This is a genomic window from Sphingobium cloacae (assembly GCF_002355855.1).
GTDB lineage: Bacteria > Pseudomonadota > Alphaproteobacteria > Sphingomonadales > Sphingomonadaceae > Sphingobium > Sphingobium cloacae.
Genome location: NZ_AP017655.1, coordinates 3339026 through 3364301 on the forward strand (window position 1 = coordinate 3339026; position 25276 = coordinate 3364301).

Here is a 25276-nt window from a genome sequence, read left to right on the forward strand (position 1 = left end):
GCCCCCGGCGCCCACCTTGCATCCAGAATGGTTAAAATATCGTTGGCCAAATCAGCCACAGCGCCGACAGCGAGATCGCGACGCCATAGGGGATCTCCGGCTGTCCCAGCCGCTTGGTCATGCGGTGGTGGATCACGGTCGCCACGGTCACCAGGCCGCCCAGCACCGCCATCAGGATGATGAGCGACATGACCCCCTGCCAGGGAAACCACAGCGCCAGCGCGCCCAGCAGCTTGACGTCGCCGCCGCCCATCCAGCCGAGCGAGAACAGACCCGCGAAGATCGCGAAGACGATGGCCGCCGTCAGCAGTTGCGCTGCCATGTCGGGCCACACCGCCATCCCGCTCGCCACCCACCAGATCGGCGCCAGCGCGGCCACGGCCAAGTTGAGCCGGTTCGAAATGATGCGCGAGCGCAGGTCCGTGACGGCCGCTACGATCAGCAGCACGCCCAGCAGGCACAGCATCGCGACTCTGAAATATTCCCCCATCATGCATGCAGGGTGTAGACCCGATGCCTTAGCAAATCGTAACCATGCCGCCTGATGGATTCGCCCGCTTCCCTTCCCCCCTCTTTCGACCGCCGCGCCTGGCCCATGGACGGGCGGGTGGATTATTGGCAGGCGGCGGACGGGTGGCCGCTGCGCCGATACCGGCTGGGCGATGGGTCACGGGGCCGGATGCTGCTCCTCAACGGGCGCGGCGACATGATCGAGAAATATCTGGAAGTGATCCATCATTGGGCGGACCGGGGCTGGGCCGTCACCGCGTTCGACTGGCGCGGGCAGGGGGGATCGGGACGGCTGACGGACGATCCGTTGACCGGCCATATCGGGGATTTCGGCCAGTGGATTGCCGATCTCGACGCCTTCGCCGCCGACTGGCGCAGGGAAGGAGAAGGGCCCAGCGCGATGGTCGCGCACAGCATGGGCGGCCACCTGATGCTGCGCGCGCTGGCCGAAGGCATGACCCCGCCCGACGCCGCCGTCGCTGTCGCGCCGATGCTGGGCGTGCATAGCGCGCCCCTGCCGCGATGGCTGGCTCTGGGGATCGCCACGCTGATGTGTCGCCTTGGCTTTGCCGAGCGGCAGGCATGGACGCAAAAGGAGGCATCCGACCGGCAGCGGCGGATGCGCCAGAAGCGCCTGACCCACGATCCCGCGCGCTATGCCGACGAACTCTGGTGGCGCGACCAGAGCCGCGACATTGCGCTGGGGCCGCCAAGCTGGAACTGGGTGCGGCAGGCGCTGGCGTCGACCCGCGCGCTGGAGGAGAATGCGGCGCTCGCCCGGCTGAACGTGCCGCTTCTCATCCTCGCGGCGCAGCATGACGCGCTGGTGTCCACGCCCGTGATCCGGCGGATCGCGGCGCGGATTCCCCATGCGGCGCTGCATGTCTATGGGCCGGAAGCGGCGCATGAGATACTGCGCGAGCTGGACCCGGTGCGTCTGGACGCGCTGGAACGGATCGACGCTTTTCTGGACGGGAATGCGCGTTGACCCGATTCGACATCGTGATCGTGGGCGGCGGCATCGCCGGGGCGAGCCTCGGCGCGGAACTGGCGGCGCGGGCATCGGTCCTGATCCTGGAGAAGGAGGCGGCGGCGGGCTATCACGCGACCGGCCGCTCCGTCGCCTTCTGGGAAGAAACCTATGGCGGCCCGCTGGTGCAGCCGCTCACCACCGCGTCGGGGCCGATGCTGCTGTCGCCCGATCCCGATTTTTCCGACCGTCCCTTCCTGTCGCCGCGCCGGACGCTGCATGTGGGGCGGGCGGAGGATGCCGAGGCCCGCGACCGGCTGTTGGCGGACTATGCGGGAAAGGTCGATCTGGAGCGGGTCGATCCGCACCGGATAGTTCCGGGGCTGCGGCCCGGCTGGACGCTGGGCCTTCTGGAACCGGCGGTGAAGGACATCGATGTGGGCGCGCTGCATCAGGCATGGCTGCGGCGGTTCCAGCGGCGAGGGGGCGCAATGCGCCTGTCGACGACGCTCCGCTCGGCGCGGCGGCAGGACGGCGGCTGGCGGCTCGAAACCAGCGATGGGCCGGTCGGCTGCGGCGTGATCGTCGATGCGGCGGGCGCATGGGCCGACGAGGTGGCGCGGGCCTGCGGCGTCGCGCCTCTGGGCATCACGCCGTTGCGCCGCACAGTCCTCCAATTGCGGGTGCCGGCCCTGCCCTCGCCGGCCCTGCCGCTGGTCATGGACATGGGCGGCGGCTTCTATTTCAAGCCGGAAGGGAAGGGCCATATCTGGCTCACGCCCCATGACGAAGCGCCCTCGCCGCCTTGCGACGCCGCGCCGGACGAGATGGCGGTGGCGCAGGCCATCGCCCGCTTTCAGGAAGCGGTGGACTGGCCCATCGAGGCGGTCGAGCGCAAATGGGCGGGCCTGCGCAGCTTCGCGTCGGATCGCGCGCCGGTCTATGGTTTCGATCCGGAGATGCCGGGTTTCTTCTGGTTCGCGGGACAGGGCGGCTTCGGTATCCAGACATCGCCCGCCGCCGCTCTGCTGGCGCGTTCGCTATTGCTGGAGGAACCGATCCCGGAAGCCATTGCCAGCCTCGATCCCGCAGCTTACTGTCCGACTCGGTTTCGGTAACGCAACAAGCGGAGAGATCGGCATGGCGCACAAGTTCGTGATCGAAAAGAACAAGAAAGGCGAGTTCGTCGCCAAGTTCAAATATAACAGCGAAATCATCTTCTGGACCGAGGGCTATTCCAGCAAGGCGAATGCCCGCAAAGCCATCGAATCGATCCTGAAGAACGGTCCCGGCGCGCCGGTCGAGGAAGCGGAATAACGCGGCAGGTTTCGGGTATTTATTACCGCTCCCCACTCCGTTCGGGCTGAGCGAAGTCGAAGCCTTCCACCGAACGAAGTGAGGCGCAGAGCCTTCGACTTCGCTCAGGCGGCCCTTCGACAAGCTCAGGGCGAACGGGCCCATGTTGGAAGCAGAAGAAAGTCCGCAACCAACCCATAGCCGCCTACCGCCGGAATCCCTCTGCCGCCGCGCAGGCCAACTGGTCGGCGCGCTCATTCTCCGGGTGGCCGGCATGGCCCTTCACCCATTGCCACGTCACCTGATGGCGCGCGGCCGCCTTCACCAGCGCCTGCCAGATTTCGGCATTCTTCACCGGCTTCCTGTCGGCGGTTCTCCAGCCATTCTTCTGCCAGCCGAAGACCCATTTGGTGATGCCGTCCATCACATATTTGCTGTCGGTGTAGAGCGTCACCCGACAGGGACGCTTGAGCGTTTCCAGCGCCTCCACCGCCGCCATCATCTCCATGCGGTTGTTGGTGGTCAGCGCCTCGCCGCCGGAGATTTCCCGTTCCCTGTCCCCAAAGCGCAGCACCGCGCCCCAGCCGCCGGGACCGGGATTGCCCTTGCACGCGCCGTCCGTGAAAATCTCGACCTGCGGAAGCGCGCTCATGCCCCCAGCAAGGCCCCTGCATCGGCCTTCGCATAGAAATCGAGGCGGCGCAGGAAGGCGAGCGGGTCCTTGCGCGTCACCAGCGCATCGGCGGGCGTGTTGATCCAGTCATAGGCCCGCGTCAGCAGGAAGCGCAAAGCCGCGCCCCGGCACAGGACGGGAAAAGCCACCCGCTCCGCCTCCGACAACCCATGCGTCTGCGCATAGCCCGCGCCCAGCGCCGCGGCGCGGTCGCCATGCCAGATCGCCCCGTCATGGCTGAACGCCCACGCACTGTGCGTGACGGCAAGGTCATAGGCGCGGATGTCGGTGCAGCTGAAATAAAAGTCGATAAGGCCCGTCACCTCATCCCCCAGCATCAGCACATTGTCGGGAAAAAGGTCTGCATGGATGACGGCGCGCGGCAGGCTGGCGGGCCAGTGCGCGTCGAGAAAGGCCAGTTCCTCCGCCACCCGCGCGCCAAGTCCGGGCGCGATCCGGTCGAAATCCTCGCCGCATTTCGCCGCCAGATCATGCCAGCCCGGCAGATCGAGCGCGTTTCGCCGCTCGCCCTTGAAACCTTCCGCCGCGCGATGCATCGCCCCCAGCGCCGCGCCGGCTGCGCGGGACTGCGCCACGGTCGGCTCGGTGACGGAAATGCCGGTCAGGAATTCGATCAGGCAGGCGGGCCGCCCGGAAAGCTGTTGCAGCCGCGTCCCGTCCTTCGCGGCGATGAAACGCGGCACCGGCATCCCGCGCGCGCCCAGATGATCGAGCAGGTCCATGAAAAAGGGCAGGTCCGCCTCATCCACCCGCTTTTCGTAGAGCGTGAGGATATAGCGATGCCCGTTTCCATCCGCCCCGGTGGTTTCGAGCAGGTAATTGCTGTTCTCCACCCCCTCGGCAATGCCCTTGGCGGATACGAGGCGGCCCGCGTCATAGCGGGTCAGGAAGGCGTCGATGTCCTCGGCGGGAACATGGGTGTAGACGGCCATGGCTACGCCGTCTCCAGCCCGCGCGGCAGCTTGAAGGCGATGCGTTCCTGCGCGGTTTCCACCTGTTCCTCCCGCACGTCGAAATGGCGGGCGAGCAGGTCCACCACCTCCCGCACCAGCACTTCGGGCGCCGACGCGCCCGCCGTCAGCCCCAGCGTCTTCACGCCCCTCAGCCAGCCGAGGTCGATATCCTCCGCCCGCTGGATCAGCCGAGCGGGCGTGCCCTCGCGCTCGGCCACCTCGACCAGACGCACGGAATTGGAACTGTTGGGCGCGCCGATCACATAGAGCGCGTCGCAGCGGGGCGCGATGGCCTTGACCGCTGCCTGCCGGTTCGACGTGGCGTAGCAGATGTCCTCGCCCTTGGGCGGCTGGATCGCGGGGAAGCGCCGCTCCAGCACCGCGACGATGGCGGCGGTGTCGTCCACCGACAGCGTGGTCTGCGTCAGGAAAGCGAGATTGCCGGGATCGGCGGGGGTGAAGGCTTCCGCATCCGCCACCGTCTCGATCAGCGTCATCGTGCCTTCGGGCACCTGCCCCAGCGTGCCGATGACTTCGGGATGGCCCTTGTGCCCGATGAACAGGATATGGCGGTCCGCCTTCACATGGCGCTCGGCCTGCCGGTGCACCTTGCTCACCAGCGGGCAGGTGGCGTCCAGATAGGAAAGGCCGCGCTCCTCCGCCTTGGCCGGCACCGCCTTGGGCACCCCGTGGGCGGAAAAGACCACCGGCACACCGTCGGGCACCTGGTCCAGCTCCTCGACGAAGATCGCGCCCTTCGCCTTCAGATTGTCCACCACATATTTGTTGTGGACGATTTCATGGCGGACATAGACCGGCGCGCCATATTTCTCGATGGCGCGTTCCACGATGACGATGGCGCGGTCGACACCGGCGCAAAAGCCGCGCGGTGCGGCGATCAGCAGCGTCATCGGCGGACGGGGCGAAGGAGCGTTCGTCATGAAGGGCGGCTCTAGGCGAATGTGGCGCGCGATGAAAGCGGCTTCCTTTCGGTTGCGCGGGCCGCAGGGGATGGATAAGGAAGCCGGACGCCTGAGCCAAGGGCCCATGCCAAGGAAACGCCTGTGACATTGCCTCGTATCGCCCTGACCGGAATGATTCTTCTTGCTCTTGCCGGCTGTTCGCGCCGGGGAGAGATTGATGCGACAGGCGGCATCGTCGCCGTGCGTTCGGCCTGCCCGGCCGCCGCGATCCCCGCCTATACGGGCGACATCACGCTGTTCAACCCGGCGCAGAGCCGTGATGCGTCGGCCATCGACGTGGTGGGGAACATCACCGACCTGCGCTCCACCTGCACGGACGGCGAGCAATTCTATACCGAGGCGACGTTCACCGTGAACGCGCGCCGCAGCGACCCGACCGGCGCGCGGCAGGTGACGCTGCCCTATTTCTCCACCGTGGTGCGCGGCGGCAATGCCGTGATCGCCAAGCGCGTGGGACAGGTGACGCTGAATTTCGAGCCGGGCCAGTATCGCGCCAGCGCTAGGGCCCAGGCCGGTTCCTATGTGAACAAGGCGGCGGCCACGCTGCCCGAAGACATTCAGCGCCGCATCACCTCCAAGCGCAAGGCGGGCGACGAGGATGCGGCCATCGACCCCTTCTCGCAGCCGGACGTGAAGGCGGCGTTGCAGCGAACCAGTTTCGAGCTGCTCATCGGGTTCAACCTGACCCCCGATCAGCTTAAATATAACGCCACGCGTTAAGAGAGAACTTAACTGTCCGTTCGCCCAGAGCTTGTCGAAGGGCGTGGCTGAGCCTGGCGAAGGAAGCCGCTTCGTCTTCGGCTTGGCGGGGCTTCGACTTCGCCCAGCCCGAACGGGTCCGTCCTTTTCGAGGAATTGCTCGTGTCCCTTTACACCCGCTTCACCGCCCATCTGAACGCCGTGCTCGACGCGCTGGAGGCGGACGGCGCGCTGCCCGTCGGCCTCAATCGCAAGCCCGTGACCGTGGAGCCCCCGCGCGATCCTTCGCATGGCGACCTCGCCACCAACGCCGCGATGGTGCTGGCCAAGCCCGCTGGGACCAATCCGCGCGCGCTGGCGGAAAGGATCGTCGCGGGCCTCGTCGCGCTGGACGAGGTGGAAAGCGCCGGGATCGCCGGACCCGGCTTCATCAACATGCGCCTCACCGACGCGACATGGCGCGCCGAACTGGCCGCCATCCATGCCGAGGCGGACGATTATGGCCGCTCCGACACCGGCGCGGGCGTTACCGTCAATGTCGAATATGTCTCCGCCAACCCGACTGGCCCCATGCACATGGGCCATTGCCGGGGCGCGGTGGTGGGCGACGCGCTCGCCACGCTGCTGGAGGCCATCGGCCACAAGGTCATCCGCGAATATTATATCAACGACGCGGGCGGACAGGTCGACGTCCTCGCCCGCTCCGCCCATCTCCGCTACCGCGAGGCGCTGGGTCAGGATGTGGGCGCGATTCCCGAAGGGCTTTATCCCGGCGACTATCTGGTCCCCGTGGGCAAGGCGCTGGCCGCCGAATATGGCGATACCTATGTGAGCGCGCCGGAAAGCGAATGGCTCGTGCCGTTCCGCACCCAAGCCGTCGCCACGATGATGGACATGATCCGCAGCGACCTCGCGCTGCTTGGCATCCATCATGACGTCTTCTCGTCCGAGGCGGAATTGCAGGCGGCGGGCAAGCCCGAAGCCGCTGAAGCATGGCTGCGCGCCCATGATCTCGTCTATGACGGCGTGCTCGAAGCCCCCAAGGGCGAAACGCCGGAGGATTGGGAGCCGGTCGAACTGCCGCTGTTCCGCTCGACCAAGTTCGGCGACGACCAGGACCGCCCGATCAAAAAATCCAACGGAAGCTGGACCTATTTCGGCGCGGACATGGCCTATCATTTCCAGAAGGCCCAGACCGCCGACCAGTTGATCGACATCTGGGGCGCGGACCATGCGGGCACGGTGAAGCGCATCCAGGCCGCCGTCGCCGCGCTGACGGAAGGGCGGGCGCGCTTCGACGTGAAGCTCATCCAGATGGTCCGCCTGCTCCGCGACGGCGAGCCGGTGAAGATGTCCAAGCGCGCGGGCAATTTCGTGACGCTGGCCGACGTGGTGCGCGAAGTGGGCAAGGATGTGGTCCGCTTCACCATGCTGACGCGCAAGGCCGACGCGCAGATGGACTTCGACTTCGCCAAGGTGGTGGAAGCGTCGAAGGACAATCCGGTCTTCTACGTCCAATATGCCCATGCGCGCATTTCCTCGCTCGGCCGCCGGGCGGAGGAAGCGGGGATGGACCTTCCCGCCCCCGACCTGTCCCGCCTTGGGACGGAGGAATTGGGGCTGGTCAAGCTCGCCGCCCAGTTCCCCCGCGTGGTGGAGGGCGCGGCGCAGGCCCGCGAGCCGCATCGTATCGCCTTTTATCTCAATGACTTGGCATCGGACTTCCATGGCTGGTGGAACCTCGGCAACGACAATCCGCAGGCGCGCGTCATCCTTCAGGACGATCCGGCGACTACATCGGCACGGCTTTTCTTGAGCCGCGGAATAGGGCAGATAATTCGCAACGGGCTGGCCCTGATGGGCGTGGCCGCGCTGACAGAGATGCAGTGAGGGAAAGCGGAGTTCGGAACGATGGGCGACTATGCGCGGGGCCGGTTGGACCTGGATGACGAGGATCGCCTCCCCTGGCTGGAACCGGCGATCGAGGATGAGGAAGAGGAACGCCTCTCGCCCGTCCGGCTGCTGGCGTTCATTCTGGCCGGGCTCCTGCTGATCGGCGCTGTCGTTGCGGGCATTTGGTGGATCCAGAACCGGGCTGGCGGCGCGGGCGGCGAAGGCAAGCTGATCGAGGCGCCGGCCGAAGACTATAAGCTGGCCGCCAAGGACGCCGACGCCCGAAAATTCGCGGGTGAGGGAGACGCGAGCTTCGCCGCGAGCGAGGGCGTGGCGCGCGACGGGCGCATCGACCCCAGCCGCGTGCCTGAAGCGCCGATCACCGCGACCCGCCCCGCGCCGGCGGACCAGCAGCAAGCCTCTCCCGCCAAGCCCGCGCAAAGCGTCACCACGCGCGTGACGGACGAAACCCAGGCGAAACCGGTGGCGGCCACGGTCAAGGCTGGCGCGGCGGGCGGCACGATCCAGCTTGGCGCCTATGGCAATCAGGCGTTCGCGAAGGATGCGTGGAAGCGGCTTTCCAAGCGTTTCGCCTATCTGGAGCCGCTCCCCATGTCGGTTGAATCGGCGCAGGTGGGCGGCGGCACCGTCTATCGCCTTCGCGCGGCGGCGGGCGCGGAGGCCAGCGCGATCTGCGGCAAGCTGAAGGTCGCGGGCGAAAGCTGCATGGTGGTGAACTGACGCCCGATGCGTCGAATGGCGGATTGGGGTGGGAGCGGACTGGCGGCTTAGACATATAAGGTGCATCTCCTCCCGTTCGCCCTGAGCGAAGTCGAAGGCTCTGCACCTCACTTCGTTCGGCGGAAGGCCCTTCGACGCGCCTGCGGCGGCGCTCAGGACAGGCCTCAGCCCCGACGGATGAAGGAACGCCCCTCCTTGCCCCGACCCGCCACCACAAACCACCAGACCTGCAACCCGCGCCGCCAATCTTCCCTTCGACACCAGGCCCCTGACCCGCTACGATCCCCGTCATGAAGCCTGTCATCTTCGGCCTTTCCAGCGAAACCATCACCCCTGACGAACGCGCCTTCTTCGCCGAGGCGCAGCCGGCGGGTTACATCCTGTTCCGCCGCAACATCGCGGACAAGGCGCAACTTCGGGCGTTGACGGACGATCTGCGCGCGCTGCACGGTCGCGACGACCTACTCGTCATGATCGATCAGGAAGGTGGCCGCGTGGCGCGGATGCAGGCGCCGGTCTGGCCTGCCTTTCCGCCCGGAGCGCTCTTCGACCGGCTCTATGACATCGCCCCTTCCAGCGCCATCGCGGCCGCGCGCGCCAATGCCCGCGCCATCGCGACGACGCTGGCGGAAGCCGGGATCACGGTCGATGCCCTGCCCCTGCTCGACGTGCGGCAGGAGGGCGCGAGCGACATCATGGGCGACCGTACGCTGGGCGCGGAGCCGATGCGGGTCGCCGCGCTGGGCCGGGCCGTGTTGCAGGGACTGGCCGATGGCGGCGTGGTCGGCATCGTCAAGCATATGCCGGGCCATGGCCGCGCAATGGTGGACAGCCATCAGGAATTGCCGGTCGTTACGGCGGACGAGACCGCGCTGGAAACCGATCTTGCCCCCTTCCGGACGCTGAAGGATGCGCCCATGGGCATGACCGCCCATGTCGTCTATACCGCTTGGGACGCGGATCGGCCCGCCAGCCTTTCCCCGACCGTCATCGAAGACATCATCCGCCAGCGCATCGGCTTTACCGGATTGCTGATGTCCGACGATCTCGACATGAAGGCGTTGAAGGGCGACATTCCCGCGCTGGCGGCGGGCGTCGTGGCGGCGGGCTGCGACCTGGCGCTCAATTGCTGGGCGCGGATGGACGACATGATCGGAATCGCGGAACGCCTGCCCGACATTTCGGCGGCATCGCGCGACCGGCTCGACCGGGCGATGGCGTCCGTCGCGCGCGCCGTCGAAGGGCCGCCGCTGGAGGAACTGCTCGCCACGCGGGATGCCCTGCTGGCCCCGGTTCTGGCCTAGGGAGGGCAGGGCGGATGCAATCGCGCGGAGACGCGGAGACGCGGAGATTTTGGAAACGGCTGCGCCGACGCTCCCGCGAATGCGAAAACGCTTCCTTGTCCCGGTTTCCTGCTTTCGCGGCGATGCGAAGCGACTCTCCTTTAATTCTCGGCGTCTCCGCGCCTCCGCGTGAACCGGAAAAATCAGCGGCTTAGGGAGGACAGGGGATGGACGATCTCTTCACGCCCGCCGCCACGCCCCGGCCCGACATGCTAACCGTCAGCTTCGAAAGCTGGGAAGGGCCGCTCGACCTGCTGCTGGCGCTGGCCCGGACGCAGAAGGTCGATCTGCGCGAAATCTCCATCCTTGCGCTCACCGAGCAATATCTCGCCTATATCGAAGGCGCGCGGCAGTTGAAGCTGGAACTGGCCGCCGACTATCTGGTGATGGCCGCGTGGCTCGCCTATCTCAAATCCGCGCTGCTGCTCCCGAAGGAGGCGCAGCCCGAACCCAGCCCCGAAGAACTCGCGCTGCGCCTGCAATTGCGGCTCCAGCGGCTCCATGCGATGCGCGAAGCGGGCGCGCGGCTGATGGCGCGGGACCGGATCGGCCGCGACGTGTTCGTGCGCGCGAAGCCGGAAGGATTGCGCCTCGTCCGCAAGGCGAAGTGGGATGCGAACCTGTTCGACATCCTTCAGGCCTATGGGCAGGTGAAGGCCCGGACGCAGCCGGTGATCCACCGCGTCGCCGTCCGCCCCGTCATGACGCTGGACGAGGCGATCCAGCGCGTCGGATCGCTGGTGGGCGCCGCGCTGGACTGGACGCGGATCGAATCCTTTCTGCCCGCGGGGCTGGACGCGCCCATGGCGAAGTCGGCCATGGCGAGCAGCTTCGTCGCGGCTCTGGAACTGGCGCGGCAGGGGCGGCTCGACATCCGGCAGGAAGGGATTTTCGAACCCATCTTCCTGCGCGCCGCGACTCCGGCGGAAGAGAAGGAAAGATTGTTGTGACGGAGGAGCCGGACGATTTCCTGCGCGCCGTGGAGGCGGCTCTGTTCGTCGCGGAAGAACCGCTGACGCTCGCTGACCTGCGGCTCCATGTCGGGGAGGAGGGCGACTTGCCCGGCGCGCTCGCCGCATTGGAGCAGCATTATGCCGGGCGCGGCGTCAATCTGGTGGAGCGTGGCGGGCGCTGGCATTTCCAGACCGCCGCCGATCTGGCGCACATCCTGCGGCGCGAGCGGGAGGAAAGCCGCAAATTGTCGCGCGCAGCCATGGAAACCCTGGCCATTATCGCCTATCATGAGCCGGTCAGTCGCGCGGAGATAGAGGCCATTCGCGGCGTGCAGGTGGCGAAGGGAACGCTGGACGTTCTGATGGAGGCGGGCTGGGTCCGCCCGGCCGGACGGCGCGAAGTGCCGGGACGGCCGCTCATCTATGCGACGACCGTAGAGTTTCTGTCACATTTCGGCCTTAGCAGCCGCCGTGACCTGCCGGGCATGGACGATCTGCGCGCGGCGGGTCTGCTGGACCCGGTGGATTTGGCGCTCGAAGGACTGAACGCGCAATCCGCTGTGGAAAATGATGAGGAAGAGGCCTAGATAGGCCTCCTTTCGGGAGTATTGAGCTATGGGTTCCTTTTCGCTGATGCACTGGGTCATCGTGCTCCTGGTCGTCATGCTGCTGTTCGGCGGCGGCCGGATTTCCGGGCTGATGGGCGACGTTGCCAAGGGCATCAAGAGCTTCAAGAAGGGCATGGAGGACGATGACGACGTCAAGCCCGCCAAGCCCTCCCCGCGGATCGAAGGACAGCGGGCGGCCGAACAGGACGCGCCGACCGCCACGGAAGAAAAGACCGGGGTCTGATCTTTCCTCGGACCCGCGGGTAAGCTGGCATGTTCGATATCGGTTCGTCCGAACTTCTGTTGATCGTGATCGTCGCGGTGGTCGTGATCGGTCCCAAGGATTTGCCGCGCGCGCTCTACAAGGTGGGCCAGATCGTCGGCAAGGCGCGCGGCATGGCGCGTCATTTCCGCACCGGCATCGACGCCATGGTGCGCGAGGTCGAACTGGAGGAACTGGAAAAGAAATGGGCGGAACAGAACCGCCGCATCATGGAAGAGCATCCCCCCGAAACCACCGCCGCGCCGGAGCCCTTGCCCGCGCCCGCCGATGAAAAGCCGGCTGAAATGCCATCGGTCGAGGAAAAGCCCGCTTTCGTCGCCCGATCCGCTCCGCGTCCGGCGGACGCGCCCGCCGCCGAAGAGCCGCAGGACAAGAAGGGCGATGCGGCGGCATGATGGAGATCGACGACACCAAGGCGCCCTTGCTCGATCATCTGATCGAATTGCGCGGGCGGCTGCTGAAATGCGTCTGGGCCCTGCTCCTCACCGGGGCGGTCTGCTTCTATTTTTCCGACAAGCTGTTCGCGGTGCTGGTCCATCCGCTCAAGGAAGCCTTTGGCGACGCGGGCGGGCGGCTGGTCTACACCAAACTCTACGAAGCCTTCTTCGTGCAGGTGAAGATCGCGATCTTCGGCGCCTTTTTCCTGTCTTTTCCGATCATCGCGAACCAGTTGTGGGCGTTTGTCGCTCCGGGCCTTTATGCCAAGGAAAAGAAGGCCTTGCTGCCCTTCCTCATCATGACGCCGGTCCTTTTCGTCATGGGCGCGTCCCTGGCCTATTTCGTGGTGATGCCGACGGCCTTTCATTTCTTCCTGGAATTCCAAGGCAATAGCTCGGGCCTTTCGGTCGAAGCCCTGCCCTCGGCCGGCGACTACCTCACTTTAGTCATGCAATTCATCCTGGCATTCGGCATCAGTTTTTTAATGCCCGTCCTGCTGATGCTGCTCAACCGCGCCGGTTTCGTGACCCGCGCGCAACTGATCGGGCTGCGCCGCTACATGATCGTCGCGGCGTTCATCCTGGCGGCGGTCCTGACGCCGCCCGACGTGGTGTCGCAGCTGATGCTCGCCATCCCGCTGCTGCTGCTCTATGAAATCACCATCGTCGCGATCTGGTTCACGGACCGGCGCAAGGCGCGCGACGAAGCGACGGAAAGCGCCTCGGCCTGATTCCCCATAAAAAAAGGCCCGCCAAAGCGGCGAGCCATGGAGGGAATCATGAAGAGGGGGAAAAACTCAATCCGCGGCGTTCTCGACGGCTTTGCCCGCGCTCTGCACATCGCGGCCCGCGCCTTCCACCGTATTGCAGGCCGCCACCATCAGCGAGCCCGTCAGCAGCAGCGCGGCAAGGATTTTCTTCGTCATGCAACGTCTCCTAGAAAACACTCGGCCCGGTTCCGTCATGCGAACCGGAGACAGGGAGACAACCCCTGGCCGCCCAAAGCGTTCCGCCGATACAGGACCAGGGATTCCAGCTGTTTATGCCCTTGAAAAGTCTGAGCCCGGAACGCGTCGGGGGGGGGAAGCGTTCCGGGCTCATGTTTTTTTGGATAGCAAGAGCGGGGGGCAAAAGATTTGCTATCCGCAAGTCATAACGCGCTCGTGGATGGCGGGTTCCCAGCCATGCGAAAAAATCGTATTTTTATTCCCATGACGTTTCAGGCGCTTGATGCAGTCCCGAAAAATCAGACGAGGGGCCTGCCGCTATTGCGATATTCAGGCCGGATGGTGGATTCCGGCAGATCGTCGACGGGCCGCGAAGGAACGGCCGGAGCCGCCGGAGTGGACGCGGAAGCGCCGCCCTGGGGCAGGGCAAAGGCATCGGCCGGAACCGTCGGCCTGACGGTCCACGTCCGCTGCGCCGGCCCGGCCTGCGTCTCGCGGCCTGCATAGGCGATGCGGAAAGCGGCCGGGGTGCCGTTGAAGCCGGTGTTGCGATAGAAGATATGCGCGCCGATCACGGCCACCGGCTGAAGCGTGCTGGACCAGAGCGGTCGCACGGCCAGCGTATGATAATGGGTGGCGAGCCCGACCGGGCGATAGACCAGTCCGGACAGCGCCTGTTCCGCGATGCGCCTTGCCCGTGCCCATGCCCGCAGATCGGGCGCGCGCGTCATCGACCCGTCGCAACTGAAGGTGAACTGGCAGCGATAGTCGGTGCGCTCCGATCCCTGATAGACGACGCCGCAGACGCTGTTGGGCCATAGCGGGCTGCGCGCGCGGTTCAGGACGACCTGCGCCACCGCGCGCTGCCCTTCCTCCGGCTCATTGCCCGCTTCATAATAGATGGCCGAGGTCAGGCAATGGAGCGCGCGATAGCTATCGAGCGGGGTCAGTCCGCGAAACGCCATGGCGGGCGCGGCGCGCACTTCGGCGAGGCTCATCACATGCGGGTTTTGCGCCGCCCGCGTCCCCGGCACGGGGTCGAACGCGCCCTGTGCGAAGAAGAAGGCGGAACCGGGGAAATTCTGTCCCGCTTCCTCGGCGGGATCGGCGAGCGCCAGGGGCGTGTCCAGCATGTCGAGCGGCGCGGCGGTGATGAGGTGCGGCACGGCCAGCGCAACCAGCGCCACGGCAGCCAGCGCGCCATGCAGCCCCCATCTGTTCCCCGCCCTGCGAGATGGCATTGCCCGTCCTTGCGAAAACCGCCCATGCGCGATGGGCGTGACCCGTCTAGCCCAAAGAGGTTTCGATTTCCTGCCCGGATTCGCGCCTGTCCCGCTATGGCACGGGCGGTCTGCCATGGGTTAACGGCGCGCCGGTCGAAGAAAACCGCGGCTTTGCGGGCCCATCTATTCCCTTGCTTGGCAAAGCGCGGTCCGGTCCGCTATGCGGATAGCATGCTGGTCCAGAAAGATAGCCTCGCCCTTATCGGCAACACGCCCCTCGTGCGTCTCGCCGGTCCGTCCGACGAAACGGGCTGCGACATCTACGCGAAGTGCGAGTTCGCCAATCCGGGCGCTTCGGTGAAGGATCGCGCCGCGCTGTTCATCGTCAACGACGCCGAGGAGAAGGGCCTGCTGACGCCGGGCGGCACCATCGTCGAGGGCACGGCGGGCAATACCGGCATCGGCCTGGCGCTGGTCGCCAATGCGAAGGGGTACAAGACGATCATCGTCATGCCCGAAACGCAAAGCCGGGAGAAGATGGATACGCTGCGCGCGCTGGGCGCGGAACTGGTGACGGTGCCCGCCGCGCCTTATTCCAACCCCGGCCATTTCGTGCACACATCCCGCCGCATCGCCGAAGAGACGGAAAATGCGGTCTGGGCCAATCAGTTCGACAATATCGCCAATCGCAAGGCGCATATCGTCGGCACCGCCGAGGAGATCTGGGCCCAGATGGAAGGCCGGATCGACGGCTTCACCTGCGCGGCGGGGACCGGCGGCACCATCGCGGGCGTGGGACTGGGCCTCAAGGCGCATGACGAGAACATCACCATCGCGCTCAGCGATCCCTATGGCGCGGCGCTCTATAATTATTACGCCCATGGCGAACTCAAGGCCGAAGGCAATTCGGTCGCGGAGGGGATCGGACAGGGCCGCATCACCGCTAATCTGGAAGGCGCGCCCATCGACACGCAGTTCCGCATTTCGGACGAGGAAGGGCTGATCTGGGTTCGCCGTTTGTTGAGCGAGGAAGGGCTGTGCCTCGGCCTCTCATCGGGGATCAATGTCGCGGGCGCGGTGGCGCTGGCAAAACAGCTCGGACCGGGCAAGCGGATCGCCACGATCCTGTGCGATACGGGATTCCGCTATCTTTCAACCCTTTACAACCGCGAGTGGCTGGAAACTAAGGGGTTGACGGTCTTCCCCTGGCTCGCGCACAATCGCTGACAGGCCGATAAGGGTCGCGACCGTCGGATAAAAGAGCAAATCATGGCTGAAACTCCCCGCCAACAGGAAGGGTTGCAGCGCGTCCAGATCGGCCTGACCGGCCTTGCGGGCGTGGTGCTGCTGGTTGGCCTTGCCAATATCGTGATCGACAAGGCGCGGGTGGACGATGCCGTCACGCCCCCTCCGGCCGTATCGACGGTCGATGTCAACGCCGTGGCGCCCAAGGAGCCTTTGGCGGAACTGGGCGTGCAGCCCGCGCCGGACCAGGCGCAGCCGGTCGTGCCGGACCTCCAGCCCGACCCTTATATCCGAAAGCCGATGGATCGCGATCCGCAAGCGCCTGCGCGCTGACGAACGGCAAGAGCCGGCATAGCGGATGATCGCTGCGGGGCGAGGCTTGCTGATCCTGTGCCTGCCGGGCCTGGTGCTGCTTGGCGGCCTGCCTGCGTTGTTGAGGGGCGGGCAGGTCGATATGATGTACTGGATGACGTCTGCGCTGCTTCTGTTGGCGGGAGCAGGATGGGCGATGGGGCGCGCGCGTCTGACGCTGTCCCTTTGGCTGGGCATGGGCGCCGTGGGCGCCGTGGCCTTGCTGTGCGCACTGGCCGCGGGGCGCCAGCCGGCGCAGTTGCCGATGCTGCTCTTGCTGATCCTGGCCTGCGCGGCGAGCGCCGGGGGAGCCTTGCTGCGTTGGCGCTGGCCGGTGGCGCTGGGCCTGCTGGTCGTCGCGGGATCGGTCTGGTTCGCAGCACGGACGGAGCCGGCGCGGCAGGCGCGGGACCGGCCCGCGCTGGCGGTCATCACGGCGCTGCCGCTTTTCTGGCGCGAAGGAGAGCAGGGACTGGCCGCCCGATCGGACGCGCCGATCCTTACGCTGCTGCGCCGCCGCTTCGATGTCCACCCGCTCGATAGCGCGCTTTCGCCGGATTTGGGCAGAATGAGCCTGCTGCTGATCGCCCAGCCGCGCGGAATGGCGGCGGCGGAACTGGCCGCGATCGATCATTGGGTGCGGCGGGGCGGGCAGGCGCTGATATTGGCCGATCCGCTGCTGCGCTGGCCCTCGCCTCTGCCGCTGGGAGATCGCCGCCGCGCTCCGCCGGTCAGCCTGCTGGGTCCTCTGCTCGATCATTGGGGCCTGCGCCTGCTTCCCGTGGAGCAGATGGGGGAGCGCAGGCATTTCCTGCCTGACGGGTCGTTGCTGACCAGCATGGGGGCTTCGCGCTTCGATATCCGGTCCGCGTCTTGCCGGGGCGAGGCGTCCGGACTGATCGCCCGCTGCCGGATCGGCTCGGGAACGGCCGTGCTGGTGGCGGACGCGGACATGATCGACGACCGGCTATGGCTGGCCGATCCCGATCGACCTTTTGCCCCCGACGCATGGAGCGCGGACACGCCGGCCCTGGTCGCGCAATGGCTGGGCCGTTCGCTGCCCGGCGAGCGGCAATGGGTGCGGTCGAACGAGGATCTGGTGAAAGGGGTGCGATGGGCGATTCTGGCCGGGATGATATGGGCAGGATTGGGATGGGCGCTGTTCTGGCGCGGGAAAAGACGGATTCCGCCTGGGACCTATGTTGCCGGAAGGAATGAAAAACCATCGAAACGGGATTAAAAACCAGAACAAAACAGGATTTCCCAGCCTTTCCCGACTTTTCCCTTTCCTTGCCGCTCGGGGCTTGGTATCTGATCGCCTATTGGGGTTGTCAGACTTCGTGCACGCTATGCGCTGAATCGCATCGGTGATTGAGCGGGCGATGGTCTGCGCCTCGTCACAAAGGGGCGGCAGCCGCAGGTGTCGGAACTCATTCTCTATACGGGCAACGCGTTCAGCGTCGCGGACGGCAAGGGCCGTTTCGTGCTGCCCCTGGAGATGCGCCGGCAGGTCAAGCTCTCCAGCGGGGGCGAGAATCGCCTCTATATGTCCGTCCATATCGAAAATGGCTGCGCGACCGGCTTTGGCGAATCGCATCGCCGTTTCCTGTTCGCCGAGGTCGAGGAAATCGCCCGGGAAGCGCGGGCGCAGGGGCGGGACTATAATGCCGACCTCGAACTGGAACGGCGTCTCGGCACTATCGAGGAGGTGAATTTCGACGAAGGCGGCCGCTTCGCCATGCACCCCGATATCAAGGAGGAATATGGCATTTCCGACGCCGTCTTCTTCTATGGCGTGGGCCGCTACATCCAGATCTGGAAGCCGGAATCGCTGGTCGACAGCAAGGATCGCCCTGAACTGATCCGCAACAAGGTGCGCCGCTGGCTGGACCAGCGCGAAGCGGGAGGCGGCAAATGACCCCCGCCGCCGATCCCGGCCGCCATATCCCCGTCCTCCTCGACGAAGTGCTGCATGCGCTCGCCATCAACCCCGGCGAGCGGCATGTCGACGGCACTTTCGGCGCGGGCGGCTATTCGGCGGCCATGGCGGAGCGGGGCGCGCAGGTCTTCGCCTTCGATCGCGATCCCGATGCGATCCGCGAAGGGCAGGCGCTTTCCCATGAAAGAGGCATAGAACTGATCGAGGGTGAGTTTTCCCGCATGGAGGAATTGCTGGCGGATCGCGGCGTCGCCAGCGTGTCGGGCGTGACGCTCGACATCGGCGTGTCCTCGATGCAGCTCGACCGGGCGGAGCGGGGCTTTTCCTTTCAGGCGGACGGCCCGCTCGCCATGACGATGAGCCGGACCGGCATGAGCGCCGCCGATTTCCTCAACACCGCCCCGGAGCAGGAGATCGCGGACGTCCTCTACCGCTATGGCGAGGAGCCGCGCTCGCGCCGGGTGGCCAAGGCGATCGTGGAGGCGCGCCCGCTGGAGCGCACGGGCCAGCTTGCCGCCGTGGTGCGCCGGGCGCTGGGCCACAAGCCGCATGACAAGAAGGACCCGGCCACCCGCACTTTCCAGGCGATCCGCATTCATGTGAATCGCGAACTGGAGGAGCTGGAGCGCGGGCTGGAAGCGGCCGAGGCGCTGCTGGAGGAAGGCGGCCGCCTGGCGGTCGTGACTTTCCACAGCCTGGAGGACCGCATCGTCAAGCAGTTCCTGCGCCAGCGTTCGGGCAATGAGGCGGGCGGATCGCGTCACATGCCCGAACGGCAGGCGAGCGACATTCCCACTTTCGAGCGGCCCGCCAAGGCGGTGCGTCCCGGACAGGCCGAACTGACGCGCAACCCCCGCGCCCGTTCCGCCACGCTCCGCAGCGCCGTCCGCACCGGCGCGCCCGCCCGCCGTTCCCACGCCAGCCGGAGTGATCGGTCATGATCGCGGTCAAGAGGTTGCAGAGCCTGATCTGGGTGCTCCTCGTCGCGCTGGGGGCGCTGGGCGCTTATCTGGTGTCGCTGAAGGTCGCGACGGAGCGCAACGAGCTGATGCGCGTCCGGGCGCAGATCACGCGGGCCAATGGCGACATCCGCTATCTGGAGACCGAGTTCAGCGCGCGCGCCAATATGCGCCAGTTGGAACGCTGGAATCAGGATGATTTCCGATATGCGACGCCCTCCGCCCAGCAATATCTGGCGGGCGAGAGGGCGCTGGCGCATCTGGACGGGGTGCAGCCCAACGGCCCCGATTATGTCGCGCCGCCGGTGATGGTGGCGATGGTGCAGACGCCCGCCGACCTGCCTTCCGCCGCGCAGCCCGCTCCGGCCAGCCCCGCCGCGACGCAGATCCGCAGCGACATCGCCGTGATTCGCGAGGCCCATGCGGCGGACAATGTCGAAAAGCTCGCCAAGCCCGCCAAGCCGACCCCGGCGGAAAAGGCGAAGCGCGACGAGGATGTGTCCCGCCCCAATCCGGTCGCCCGCCGCGCCGAGCGGATGGCGATGCTGGACGCCAAGCTGCTGGATGACAGCACGCTGGGCGACATCAGCGCCAAGGCGGCGCGGGAACGCAAGAAGGAGCCGCGCTGATGGCGACGATCATCGTCCAGCCGGGCGGCGCGCGCGCCAGCAAGCAGCGGGTGAGCCTGACCGCCATCGCCCATAACCGGCTGATGTTGCTGCTGCTTTTGTTCCTTGCGATCACCACGCTTCTCGTCGGCCGGCTCACCTGGGTCGGCTTCTTCGCTGATGGCGGGCGGGGCGGAGATGGGCTGTCCGGAATGCTTCCTGCGCGCGCCGACATCGTCGACCGCAATGGCGTGCCGCTGGCGCGGACGATGGATGCCTATTCCATTTCCGTGAGCCCCTCGAAACTGATCGGCGAACCGGCGGAACTGGCGCGCAAGCTGCACGAAATCTTTCCCGATGAGCCGGAAGCGGCATTCTACAAGAAGCTGACCGGCAAGCGCTGGGCCTATCTGCGCCGGCGCGCCTTGCCCGAAGAAGTGGCGGCGGTGAACGCATTGGGCGAGATCGGCATCGAATTCCCGCGCGAGAAGGAGCGGCTCTATCCGCAGCGGACGCTCGCCGCGCACGTGCTGGGCTTTGCGCCCAATGCGGAGGGCGTGGGCGGCATGGGCGTGGAGGCGGCGTTCAACGACCGCCTGACCGACGCGGCGCTGCGCGGACAGCCCTTCGCCATCTCCATCGACAGCCGGGTGCAGGGCGCGCTGGAAAGCGAGCTTTACGCCCAGATGGTCGCGCAGAATGCCAAGGGCGCGGGCGGCATCATCCTCGACGCCAATACCGGCGAGGTGATCGCGATGGCGTCGATCCCGGTGTTCGATCCCAACAAGCTGCAAAATTACGCGGGCAAGACATGTTCCGAATCCCCCCTCTGCAACCATATCGTGCAGGCGCGCTACGAATTGGGATCGACCTTCAAGCCGCTGTCGATCGGCGCGGCGATGGACCGGGGCGTCGTCACCTCCATGAGCAAGCGTTATGACGCCACCGCGCCGCTTGCCGTCGCGGGCTTCCGGATCAAGGACGATCATGCGATGGGGCGCTGGATCAACGTGCCCCAGATATTGGTGCACAGTTCCAACATCGGCACCGCGCGCATCGCCGATGAAATGGGCGCGGAGCCGTTGCAGCACCTCTTCCGCGAACTGCATTTCGACCAGCGCGCGCCCATCGAACTCAAGGAGCGGGCGGGAACCCTCTGGCCCGTCAATTGGGGCCGCATCACCACCATGACCGTGTCCTATGGCCATGGCATCGCGGTGACGCCGCTGCATCTGGCGTCGGCCTATGCCGCGCTGGTGAATGGCGGCCTGTGGCGTCCGGCCACGCTGCGCAAGCTGAAGCCCGATGAAGTGCCGGAGGGCCGCCGGGTCTTTTCCGCCGCCACCAGCGCGCGGATGCGGCAATTGTTGCGGATGATCGTTTCGGCGGGTACAGGGCGCAGCGCCAATGCCGTGGGTTATCGGATCGGCGGCAAGACCGGATCGGCCGAAAAGCCGGAACTGGGCCGCTATAACAAGACTTCGCTGGTGACGACTTTCGCTGCTGCCTTCCCGATGGACAATCCCCGCTATGTCGTGCTCACCATGATGGACGAGCCGAAGGGCAATGCGCAGACTTTCGGCCTGCGCACCGCCGCATGGACGGCCGCGCCGGTCGTGAAGCGGGTGGTGGAGCGCACAGCGCCGATGTTGGGGATCATGCCCGACGAGCATCGGGACGTCGATATTTCCGACCTCATGCCGCTGCTGGGCGGAGACAAGGGAGAGAAAGAGTGACGCGCCTCGGGTCGCTGATCGAGGAGCTGGATGTCGAGGTCGGCGAAAACGCCGGCCTCGACACGTCCGTCACGGGCTTCGCCATCGACAATCGCAAGGTCGCGCCGGGCACCGTCTTTGGCGCGTTCCAGGGCCTGCGCGTCAATGGCGAGGATTATATTCCCGACGCGGTGAAGGCGGGGGCCGTCGCAATCGTCGCCCGGCCGGAAGCGAAGGTCGAGGGCGCGGTCCATATCGCCCATCCCAATCCGCGCCGCCTGTTCGCCCTGCTTGCCGCGCGCTATTTCGCGCCTTTCCCGGATGTGACGGTCGCCGTCACCGGCACCAACGGCAAGACATCCACCGTGGAACTGACGCGGCAGCTCTGGCGGATGATGGGGCACAAGTCGGCTTCCATCGGGACGCTGGGGGTCACCACCTCGGTCGATCAGGTGTCGACGGGGTTGACCACGCCGGACATCGTGACGTTCCTGTCCAACATGTCGGGCCTCAAGCGCGAGGGCATCACCCATGCCGCGTTCGAGGCGTCGAGCCACGGCCTCGCCCAATATCGCACCGAAGGGCTGCCGGTGGTCGCCGGGGCCTTCACCAACCTGTCGCGCGATCATCTCGATTATCATGGCGACATGGACAGCTATTTCGATGCCAAGATGCGGCTGTTCGACGAAGTGGTCGCCCGCGGTGGGGCGGCAGTCGTCTGGGCGGACGACCCATGGTCCGACAAGGTTGTCGAACGGGCTACGAAGCGGGGGCTTCGTCTGCTGAGCGTCGGGGTGAAGGGGCAGGCATTGCGTCTTGCCAACCGCACCCCGACCCAGTTGGGCCAGACGCTGGAAATCGAGGCGGACGGCGAGTTCTACAAGGTCAACCTGCCGCTGATCGGAGCCTATCAGGCGGCCAATGCCCTGACGGCGGCGGGTCTTGTCGTCGCGACCGGCGGCGACGTGGCGAAGGTGCTGGAACTGCTGGGCCGGGTGCAGCCGGTGCGCGGGCGGCTGGAGCGCGCCGTCATCAGCAAGGCGGGCGCGCCGGTCTATGTCGATTATGCCCATACGCCCGATGGCCTGCGCGCCGCCATCGAGGCGTTGCGCCCGCATACGAAGGGCCGCCTGGTCGCGCTGTTCGGAGCGGGCGGGGATCGCGACGCGGGTAAGCGGCCTTTGATGGGCAAGGTCGCGACGGAACTGGCCGACCATGTGATCGTGACGGACGACAATCCGCGCTCCGAAGATCCCTCCGCGATCCGCGCCGCCGTGATGGCGGGCGCACCGGGCGCGGAGGAGATTGGCGGACGCCGCGCCGCCATCGCCGCCGCCATCGCCCAGGCCGGGGCGGACGACATCGTGCTGCTGGCGGGCAAGGGGCATGAGCAGGGCCAGATCATCGGCGACCGCGTGCTGCCCTTCGATGACGTGACCGTGGCGCGGGAGTGCGCGGGTTGAGCGATCTCTGGACCTCCGGCGAGATTGCTTCGGCCACGGGCGGCGCCGCGACGGCGCCGTTCGCCGTTTCCGGCGTGGCCTTTGACAGCCGGGAAGTGACGCGGGGCGACCTCTTCGTCGCGATGAAGGGCGAGACGACCGACGGCCACCGCTTCGTAGACAAGGCGTTCGCGCAGGGCGCGGCGGGCGCCATCGTCAGCGAGCCGGTGGACTATCCGCATGTGCTGGTGCCCGACAGCGCCGCCGCGCTGGAGGCGCTGGGCCGCGCTTCTCGTTCGCGAATGGGCGGCAAGGTGGTCGGCGTCACCGGATCGGTCGGCAAGACCGGCACCAAGGAAGCGCTGTTCCAGGCGCTGGACCGCAATCATCCGGGGCAGGTGCACCGCTCCGTCAAAAGCTACAACAACCATGTCGGCGTGCCGCTCAGCCTGTCGCGGATGCCCCGCGATGCTGCTTTCGGCGTGTTCGAGATGGGCATGAACCATGCGGGCGAACTGGCCGCGCTCACCCGGCAGGTCCGTCCGCATGTCGCCATCGTCACCGCCATCGCCCCCGCGCATATCGAATATTTCGGCACCGAGGATAAGATCGCCGAAGCGAAAGCGGAAATCTTCGAGGGGCTGGAGCCGGGCGGCACGGCGATCATCCCCTATGACAGCCCGCACATCGCGATCCTCTACGCCAAGGCGGAAAAACATGCCGCGCGCATCCTGACCTTCGGCCTGGGCGAGGAAGCGGACGTGCGCGCCCGCGAAATGGTGCCCACCGCCCAGGGCGGGACGCTGGTGACGGCCACGCTGCCGGATGCGGAACTGTGTTTCACCGTGGCCGCGCCCGGCGATCATTGGGTGTCGAACGCGCTCGCCGTGCTGGCGGCGGCCGAGGCGCTGGGCGTCGATCTCGCGGTGGCCGGGCTGGCGCTGGCGGAGATGCCGGGCCTTCCGGGCCGTGGCGAGCGCCGCATCCTGCCGGTCGCGGGCGGCGAGGCGCTGCTGATCGACGAAAGCTATAACGCCAACCCCTTGAGCATGGCCGCGACGCTCAAGCAGCTGGGCCGGGAAAAGGCGGAGCGCCGCATCGCCGTGCTGGGCGGGATGCGCGAACTGGGCGACCGCAGCGCGGAGCTTCATGCGGGCCTCGCCGAACCGCTCGCGGCGGGGCAGGTGGACTATGCGATCCTCGTCGGGCAAGAGATGACGCCGCTGGCCGATGCGTTGGGGCAGAAGGTCGCTTTCGCCCATGTGCCGGACACGGCATCGGCCACCGATCTGCTGCAATCGGAATTGCGGGCGGGCGATGCGGTGCTGGTCAAGGGATCGAACGGCATCGGCCTGTCGCGCCTCGTCGCCGCGCTTCATGGACAATCCCGGATCGGGGAAGGGAATTAATGCTCTACTGGCTGGCCGAGACACTGGATTTCGCGGGGATATTCAACCTCGTGCGCTACCTCAGCTTCCGCGCGGGCGCGTCCATCGCGACGGCGTTGCTGATCGGCCTCCTCATCGGTCCGCGCTTCATCGGCTGGCTGCGCGTGCGGCAGGGCAAGGGGCAGCCGATCCGCGACGACGGCCCGCAAAGCCACCTCGCCAAGCGCGGAACGCCGACCATGGGCGGCCTGATGATCCTCACCTCCCTGATCGCGTCGGTGCTGTTGTGGATGGATTTGTCGTCCATCTATGTCTGGGCATGCCTGTTCGTGACGCTGGGCTTCGGCGCCATCGGCTTCCTCGACGATTATGACAAGGTGACCAAGGCCAGCCACAAGGGGCTGTCCGGCAAGGTGCGCCTGTTGTTCGAGTTCCTGATCGCGGGCTTTGCGGCGTGGATGATCGTCAGCCATCACGGCAACACCGCGCTCTACGTGCCTTTCTACAACGGGCCGGCCATCGAGCTGGGGCCGTTCTATTTCCTGTTCGCCGCCTTCGTGATCGTGGCGTTCGGCAACGCGGTCAACCTGACGGACGGGCTGGACGGCCTGGCGTCCATGCCGGTCATCATCGCCTCGCTCGCCTTCATGCTGATCGTCTATCTGGTGGGCCGCGCGGACTTCGCCGCCTATCTCGGCATCCCGCATGTGCCGGGGGCGGGCGACCTTACCATATTGTGCGGCGCGATCATCGGGGCGGGGCTCGCCTTCCTCTGGTTCAACGCGCCGCCCGCCGCCGTCTTCATGGGAGACACGGGCAGCCTGGCGCTGGGCGGCACCATCGGCGTGATCGCCGTCACCGCGCATCATGAAATCGTGCTGGGCATCATCGGCGGCCTCTTCGTCGTGGAGGCGATGAGCGTCATCATCCAGGTCTTCTTCTACAAGCGCACCGGCAAGCGCGTGTTCAAGATGGCCCCGATCCACCATCATTTCGAGCAGCTTGGCTGGGCCGAGCCGACGGTCGTGATCCGTTTCTGGATCATCGCCTTCGTGCTGGCGCTCGCCGGTCTCGCCACGCTGAAGCTGAGGTAGGG

The 25276-nt window shown here is 66.5% G+C and carries 28 protein-coding genes; 22 read left to right on the forward strand and 6 right to left on the reverse strand.

What is annotated here, in order from left to right:
- Nucleotides 1–31: 31 nt before the first annotated feature.
- On the reverse strand, nucleotides 32–493 hold the full coding sequence (locus SCLO_RS16395) for an A24 family peptidase (RefSeq protein WP_123905531.1): 462 nt from the start codon (nucleotides 491–493) through the stop codon (nucleotides 32–34).
- Between the two features lie 51 nt (nucleotides 494–544).
- Between SCLO_RS16395 and SCLO_RS16400 the strand changes: the two genes are divergently transcribed.
- Genes SCLO_RS16400 through SCLO_RS16410 form a run of 3 tightly spaced genes read left to right on the forward strand, consistent with a single transcriptional unit; the run spans nucleotide 545 to nucleotide 2797 of the window.
- Nucleotides 545–1498: an alpha/beta fold hydrolase gene (locus SCLO_RS16400; protein WP_066518369.1), complete on the forward strand. Its 954-nt coding sequence runs from the start codon at nucleotides 545–547 to the stop codon at nucleotides 1496–1498.
- The gene (locus SCLO_RS16405) at nucleotides 1495–2598 is read left to right on the forward strand and encodes an NAD(P)/FAD-dependent oxidoreductase (RefSeq protein WP_066518366.1); all 1104 of its coding nucleotides are present in this window, start codon (nucleotides 1495–1497) and stop codon (nucleotides 2596–2598) included. Before SCLO_RS16400 ends, SCLO_RS16405 begins: the two co-directional genes overlap by 4 nt.
- 22 nt (nucleotides 2599–2620) lie before the next feature.
- On the forward strand, nucleotides 2621–2797 hold the full coding sequence (locus SCLO_RS16410; protein WP_083949108.1) for a YegP family protein: 177 nt from the start codon (nucleotides 2621–2623) through the stop codon (nucleotides 2795–2797).
- A gap of 184 nt (nucleotides 2798–2981) precedes the next feature.
- Here SCLO_RS16410 and rnhA read toward each other — a convergent pair whose 3' ends face one another.
- The 3 genes from rnhA to ispH are packed head-to-tail and all read right to left on the reverse strand — an operon-like array spanning nucleotide 2982 to nucleotide 5364.
- A complete protein-coding gene (rnhA, locus tag SCLO_RS16415; protein WP_066518363.1) occupies nucleotides 2982–3428 on the reverse strand; it encodes a ribonuclease HI in 447 nt (148 codons plus the stop codon).
- The gene (gene thrB, locus SCLO_RS16420; RefSeq protein ID WP_066518362.1) at nucleotides 3425–4402 is read right to left on the reverse strand and encodes a homoserine kinase; all 978 of its coding nucleotides are present in this window, start codon (nucleotides 4400–4402) and stop codon (nucleotides 3425–3427) included. Before thrB ends, rnhA begins: the two co-directional genes overlap by 4 nt.
- A 2-nt stretch (nucleotides 4403–4404) precedes the next feature.
- Entirely contained in the window at nucleotides 4405–5364 is a 960-nt protein-coding gene (gene ispH / locus SCLO_RS16425; RefSeq protein WP_066518360.1) for a 4-hydroxy-3-methylbut-2-enyl diphosphate reductase, read from the reverse strand.
- A 153-nt stretch (nucleotides 5365–5517) separates the two neighbouring features.
- Here ispH and SCLO_RS16430 point away from each other — a divergent pair, with 153 nt between their 5' ends.
- The 9 genes from SCLO_RS16430 to tatC all read left to right on the forward strand — a co-directional run bounded on the left by SCLO_RS16430 (nucleotide 5518) and on the right by tatC (nucleotide 13094).
- A complete protein-coding gene (locus SCLO_RS16430; RefSeq protein WP_066518408.1) occupies nucleotides 5518–6126 on the forward strand; it encodes a hypothetical protein in 609 nt (202 codons plus the stop codon).
- 141 nt (nucleotides 6127–6267) lie between these two features.
- Complete coding sequence (gene argS / locus SCLO_RS16435) at nucleotides 6268–7995, forward strand: arginine--tRNA ligase (protein WP_066518405.1); 1728 nt, start codon at nucleotides 6268–6270, stop codon at nucleotides 7993–7995.
- Nucleotides 7996–8016: 21 nt separating this feature from the next.
- Nucleotides 8017–8739, forward strand: a complete 723-nt coding sequence (locus SCLO_RS16440) for an SPOR domain-containing protein (RefSeq protein ID WP_066518357.1) — start codon at nucleotides 8017–8019, stop codon at nucleotides 8737–8739.
- 290 nt (nucleotides 8740–9029) lie between these two features.
- Nucleotides 9030–10043, forward strand: coding sequence for a beta-N-acetylhexosaminidase (gene nagZ / locus SCLO_RS16445; protein WP_066518350.1), 1014 nt, complete (start codon nucleotides 9030–9032; stop codon nucleotides 10041–10043).
- Nucleotides 10044–10249: 206 nt separating this feature from the next.
- Entirely contained in the window at nucleotides 10250–11032 is a 783-nt protein-coding gene (locus SCLO_RS16450; RefSeq protein WP_066518344.1) for a segregation and condensation protein A, read from the forward strand.
- A complete protein-coding gene (gene scpB / locus SCLO_RS16455; protein ID WP_066518342.1) occupies nucleotides 11029–11622 on the forward strand; it encodes an SMC-Scp complex subunit ScpB in 594 nt (197 codons plus the stop codon). The genes SCLO_RS16450 and scpB overlap by 4 nt, the downstream gene beginning before the upstream one ends.
- A gap of 28 nt (nucleotides 11623–11650) precedes the next feature.
- The gene (locus tag SCLO_RS16460) at nucleotides 11651–11887 is read left to right on the forward strand and encodes a twin-arginine translocase TatA/TatE family subunit (protein ID WP_066518340.1); all 237 of its coding nucleotides are present in this window, start codon (nucleotides 11651–11653) and stop codon (nucleotides 11885–11887) included.
- A gap of 29 nt (nucleotides 11888–11916) precedes the next feature.
- Entirely contained in the window at nucleotides 11917–12321 is a 405-nt protein-coding gene (gene tatB, locus SCLO_RS16465) for a Sec-independent protein translocase protein TatB (RefSeq protein WP_066518338.1), read from the forward strand.
- Complete coding sequence (gene tatC, locus SCLO_RS16470) at nucleotides 12318–13094, forward strand: twin-arginine translocase subunit TatC (RefSeq protein WP_066518336.1); 777 nt, start codon at nucleotides 12318–12320, stop codon at nucleotides 13092–13094. Before tatB ends, tatC begins: the two co-directional genes overlap by 4 nt.
- Nucleotides 13095–13160: 66 nt before the next feature.
- Here the strand turns inward: tatC and SCLO_RS16475 are convergent, their stop codons facing one another.
- Together SCLO_RS16475 and SCLO_RS16480 are read right to left on the reverse strand one after the other, a co-directional pair.
- Nucleotides 13161–13289 (reverse strand): entericidin A/B family lipoprotein, encoded by a 129-nt coding sequence (locus tag SCLO_RS16475; RefSeq protein WP_066518334.1) that lies wholly within the window; start codon nucleotides 13287–13289, stop codon nucleotides 13161–13163.
- Between the two features lie 320 nt (nucleotides 13290–13609).
- Complete coding sequence (locus SCLO_RS16480; RefSeq protein ID WP_066518331.1) at nucleotides 13610–14551, reverse strand: cell wall hydrolase; 942 nt, start codon at nucleotides 14549–14551, stop codon at nucleotides 13610–13612.
- A 213-nt stretch (nucleotides 14552–14764) separates the two neighbouring features.
- On the opposite strand from SCLO_RS16480, the gene SCLO_RS16485 reads away from it, so the two are divergent.
- The 10 genes from SCLO_RS16485 to mraY all read left to right on the forward strand — a co-directional run bounded on the left by SCLO_RS16485 (nucleotide 14765) and on the right by mraY (nucleotide 25274).
- The gene (locus SCLO_RS16485) at nucleotides 14765–15760 is read left to right on the forward strand and encodes a cysteine synthase A (protein ID WP_066518401.1); all 996 of its coding nucleotides are present in this window, start codon (nucleotides 14765–14767) and stop codon (nucleotides 15758–15760) included.
- Nucleotides 15761–15802: 42 nt separating this feature from the next.
- On the forward strand, nucleotides 15803–16111 hold the full coding sequence (locus SCLO_RS16490; RefSeq protein ID WP_066518328.1) for a hypothetical protein: 309 nt from the start codon (nucleotides 15803–15805) through the stop codon (nucleotides 16109–16111).
- A 25-nt stretch (nucleotides 16112–16136) separates the two neighbouring features.
- Nucleotides 16137–17369, forward strand: coding sequence for a Gldg family protein (locus SCLO_RS16495; RefSeq protein WP_083949107.1), 1233 nt, complete (start codon nucleotides 16137–16139; stop codon nucleotides 17367–17369).
- 180 nt (nucleotides 17370–17549) lie between these two features.
- Nucleotides 17550–18047: a division/cell wall cluster transcriptional repressor MraZ gene (locus tag SCLO_RS16500; protein ID WP_066518326.1), complete on the forward strand. Its 498-nt coding sequence runs from the start codon at nucleotides 17550–17552 to the stop codon at nucleotides 18045–18047.
- A complete protein-coding gene (gene rsmH / locus SCLO_RS16505; protein ID WP_066518321.1) occupies nucleotides 18044–19009 on the forward strand; it encodes a 16S rRNA (cytosine(1402)-N(4))-methyltransferase RsmH in 966 nt (321 codons plus the stop codon). Before SCLO_RS16500 ends, rsmH begins: the two co-directional genes overlap by 4 nt.
- Nucleotides 19006–19656 carry a colicin transporter gene (locus tag SCLO_RS16510; protein WP_066518318.1) on the forward strand — a complete coding sequence of 217 codons (651 nt, stop codon included), beginning with the start codon at nucleotides 19006–19008 and terminating at the stop codon, nucleotides 19654–19656. The genes rsmH and SCLO_RS16510 overlap by 4 nt, the downstream gene beginning before the upstream one ends.
- Nucleotides 19656–21371 (forward strand): peptidoglycan D,D-transpeptidase FtsI family protein, encoded by a 1716-nt coding sequence (locus SCLO_RS16515; RefSeq protein WP_066518315.1) that lies wholly within the window; start codon nucleotides 19656–19658, stop codon nucleotides 21369–21371. Before SCLO_RS16510 ends, SCLO_RS16515 begins: the two co-directional genes overlap by 1 nt.
- Nucleotides 21368–22813 (forward strand): UDP-N-acetylmuramoyl-L-alanyl-D-glutamate--2,6-diaminopimelate ligase, encoded by a 1446-nt coding sequence (locus SCLO_RS16520; protein WP_083949106.1) that lies wholly within the window; start codon nucleotides 21368–21370, stop codon nucleotides 22811–22813. The genes SCLO_RS16515 and SCLO_RS16520 overlap by 4 nt, the downstream gene beginning before the upstream one ends.
- Nucleotides 22810–24201, forward strand: a complete 1392-nt coding sequence (locus SCLO_RS16525) for a UDP-N-acetylmuramoyl-tripeptide--D-alanyl-D-alanine ligase (RefSeq protein ID WP_066518396.1) — start codon at nucleotides 22810–22812, stop codon at nucleotides 24199–24201. Before SCLO_RS16520 ends, SCLO_RS16525 begins: the two co-directional genes overlap by 4 nt.
- Nucleotides 24201–25274 carry a phospho-N-acetylmuramoyl-pentapeptide-transferase gene (gene mraY / locus SCLO_RS16530; protein ID WP_066518309.1) on the forward strand — a complete coding sequence of 358 codons (1074 nt, stop codon included), beginning with the start codon at nucleotides 24201–24203 and terminating at the stop codon, nucleotides 25272–25274. The genes SCLO_RS16525 and mraY overlap by 1 nt, the downstream gene beginning before the upstream one ends.
- Nucleotides 25275–25276 lie beyond the last annotated feature (2 nt).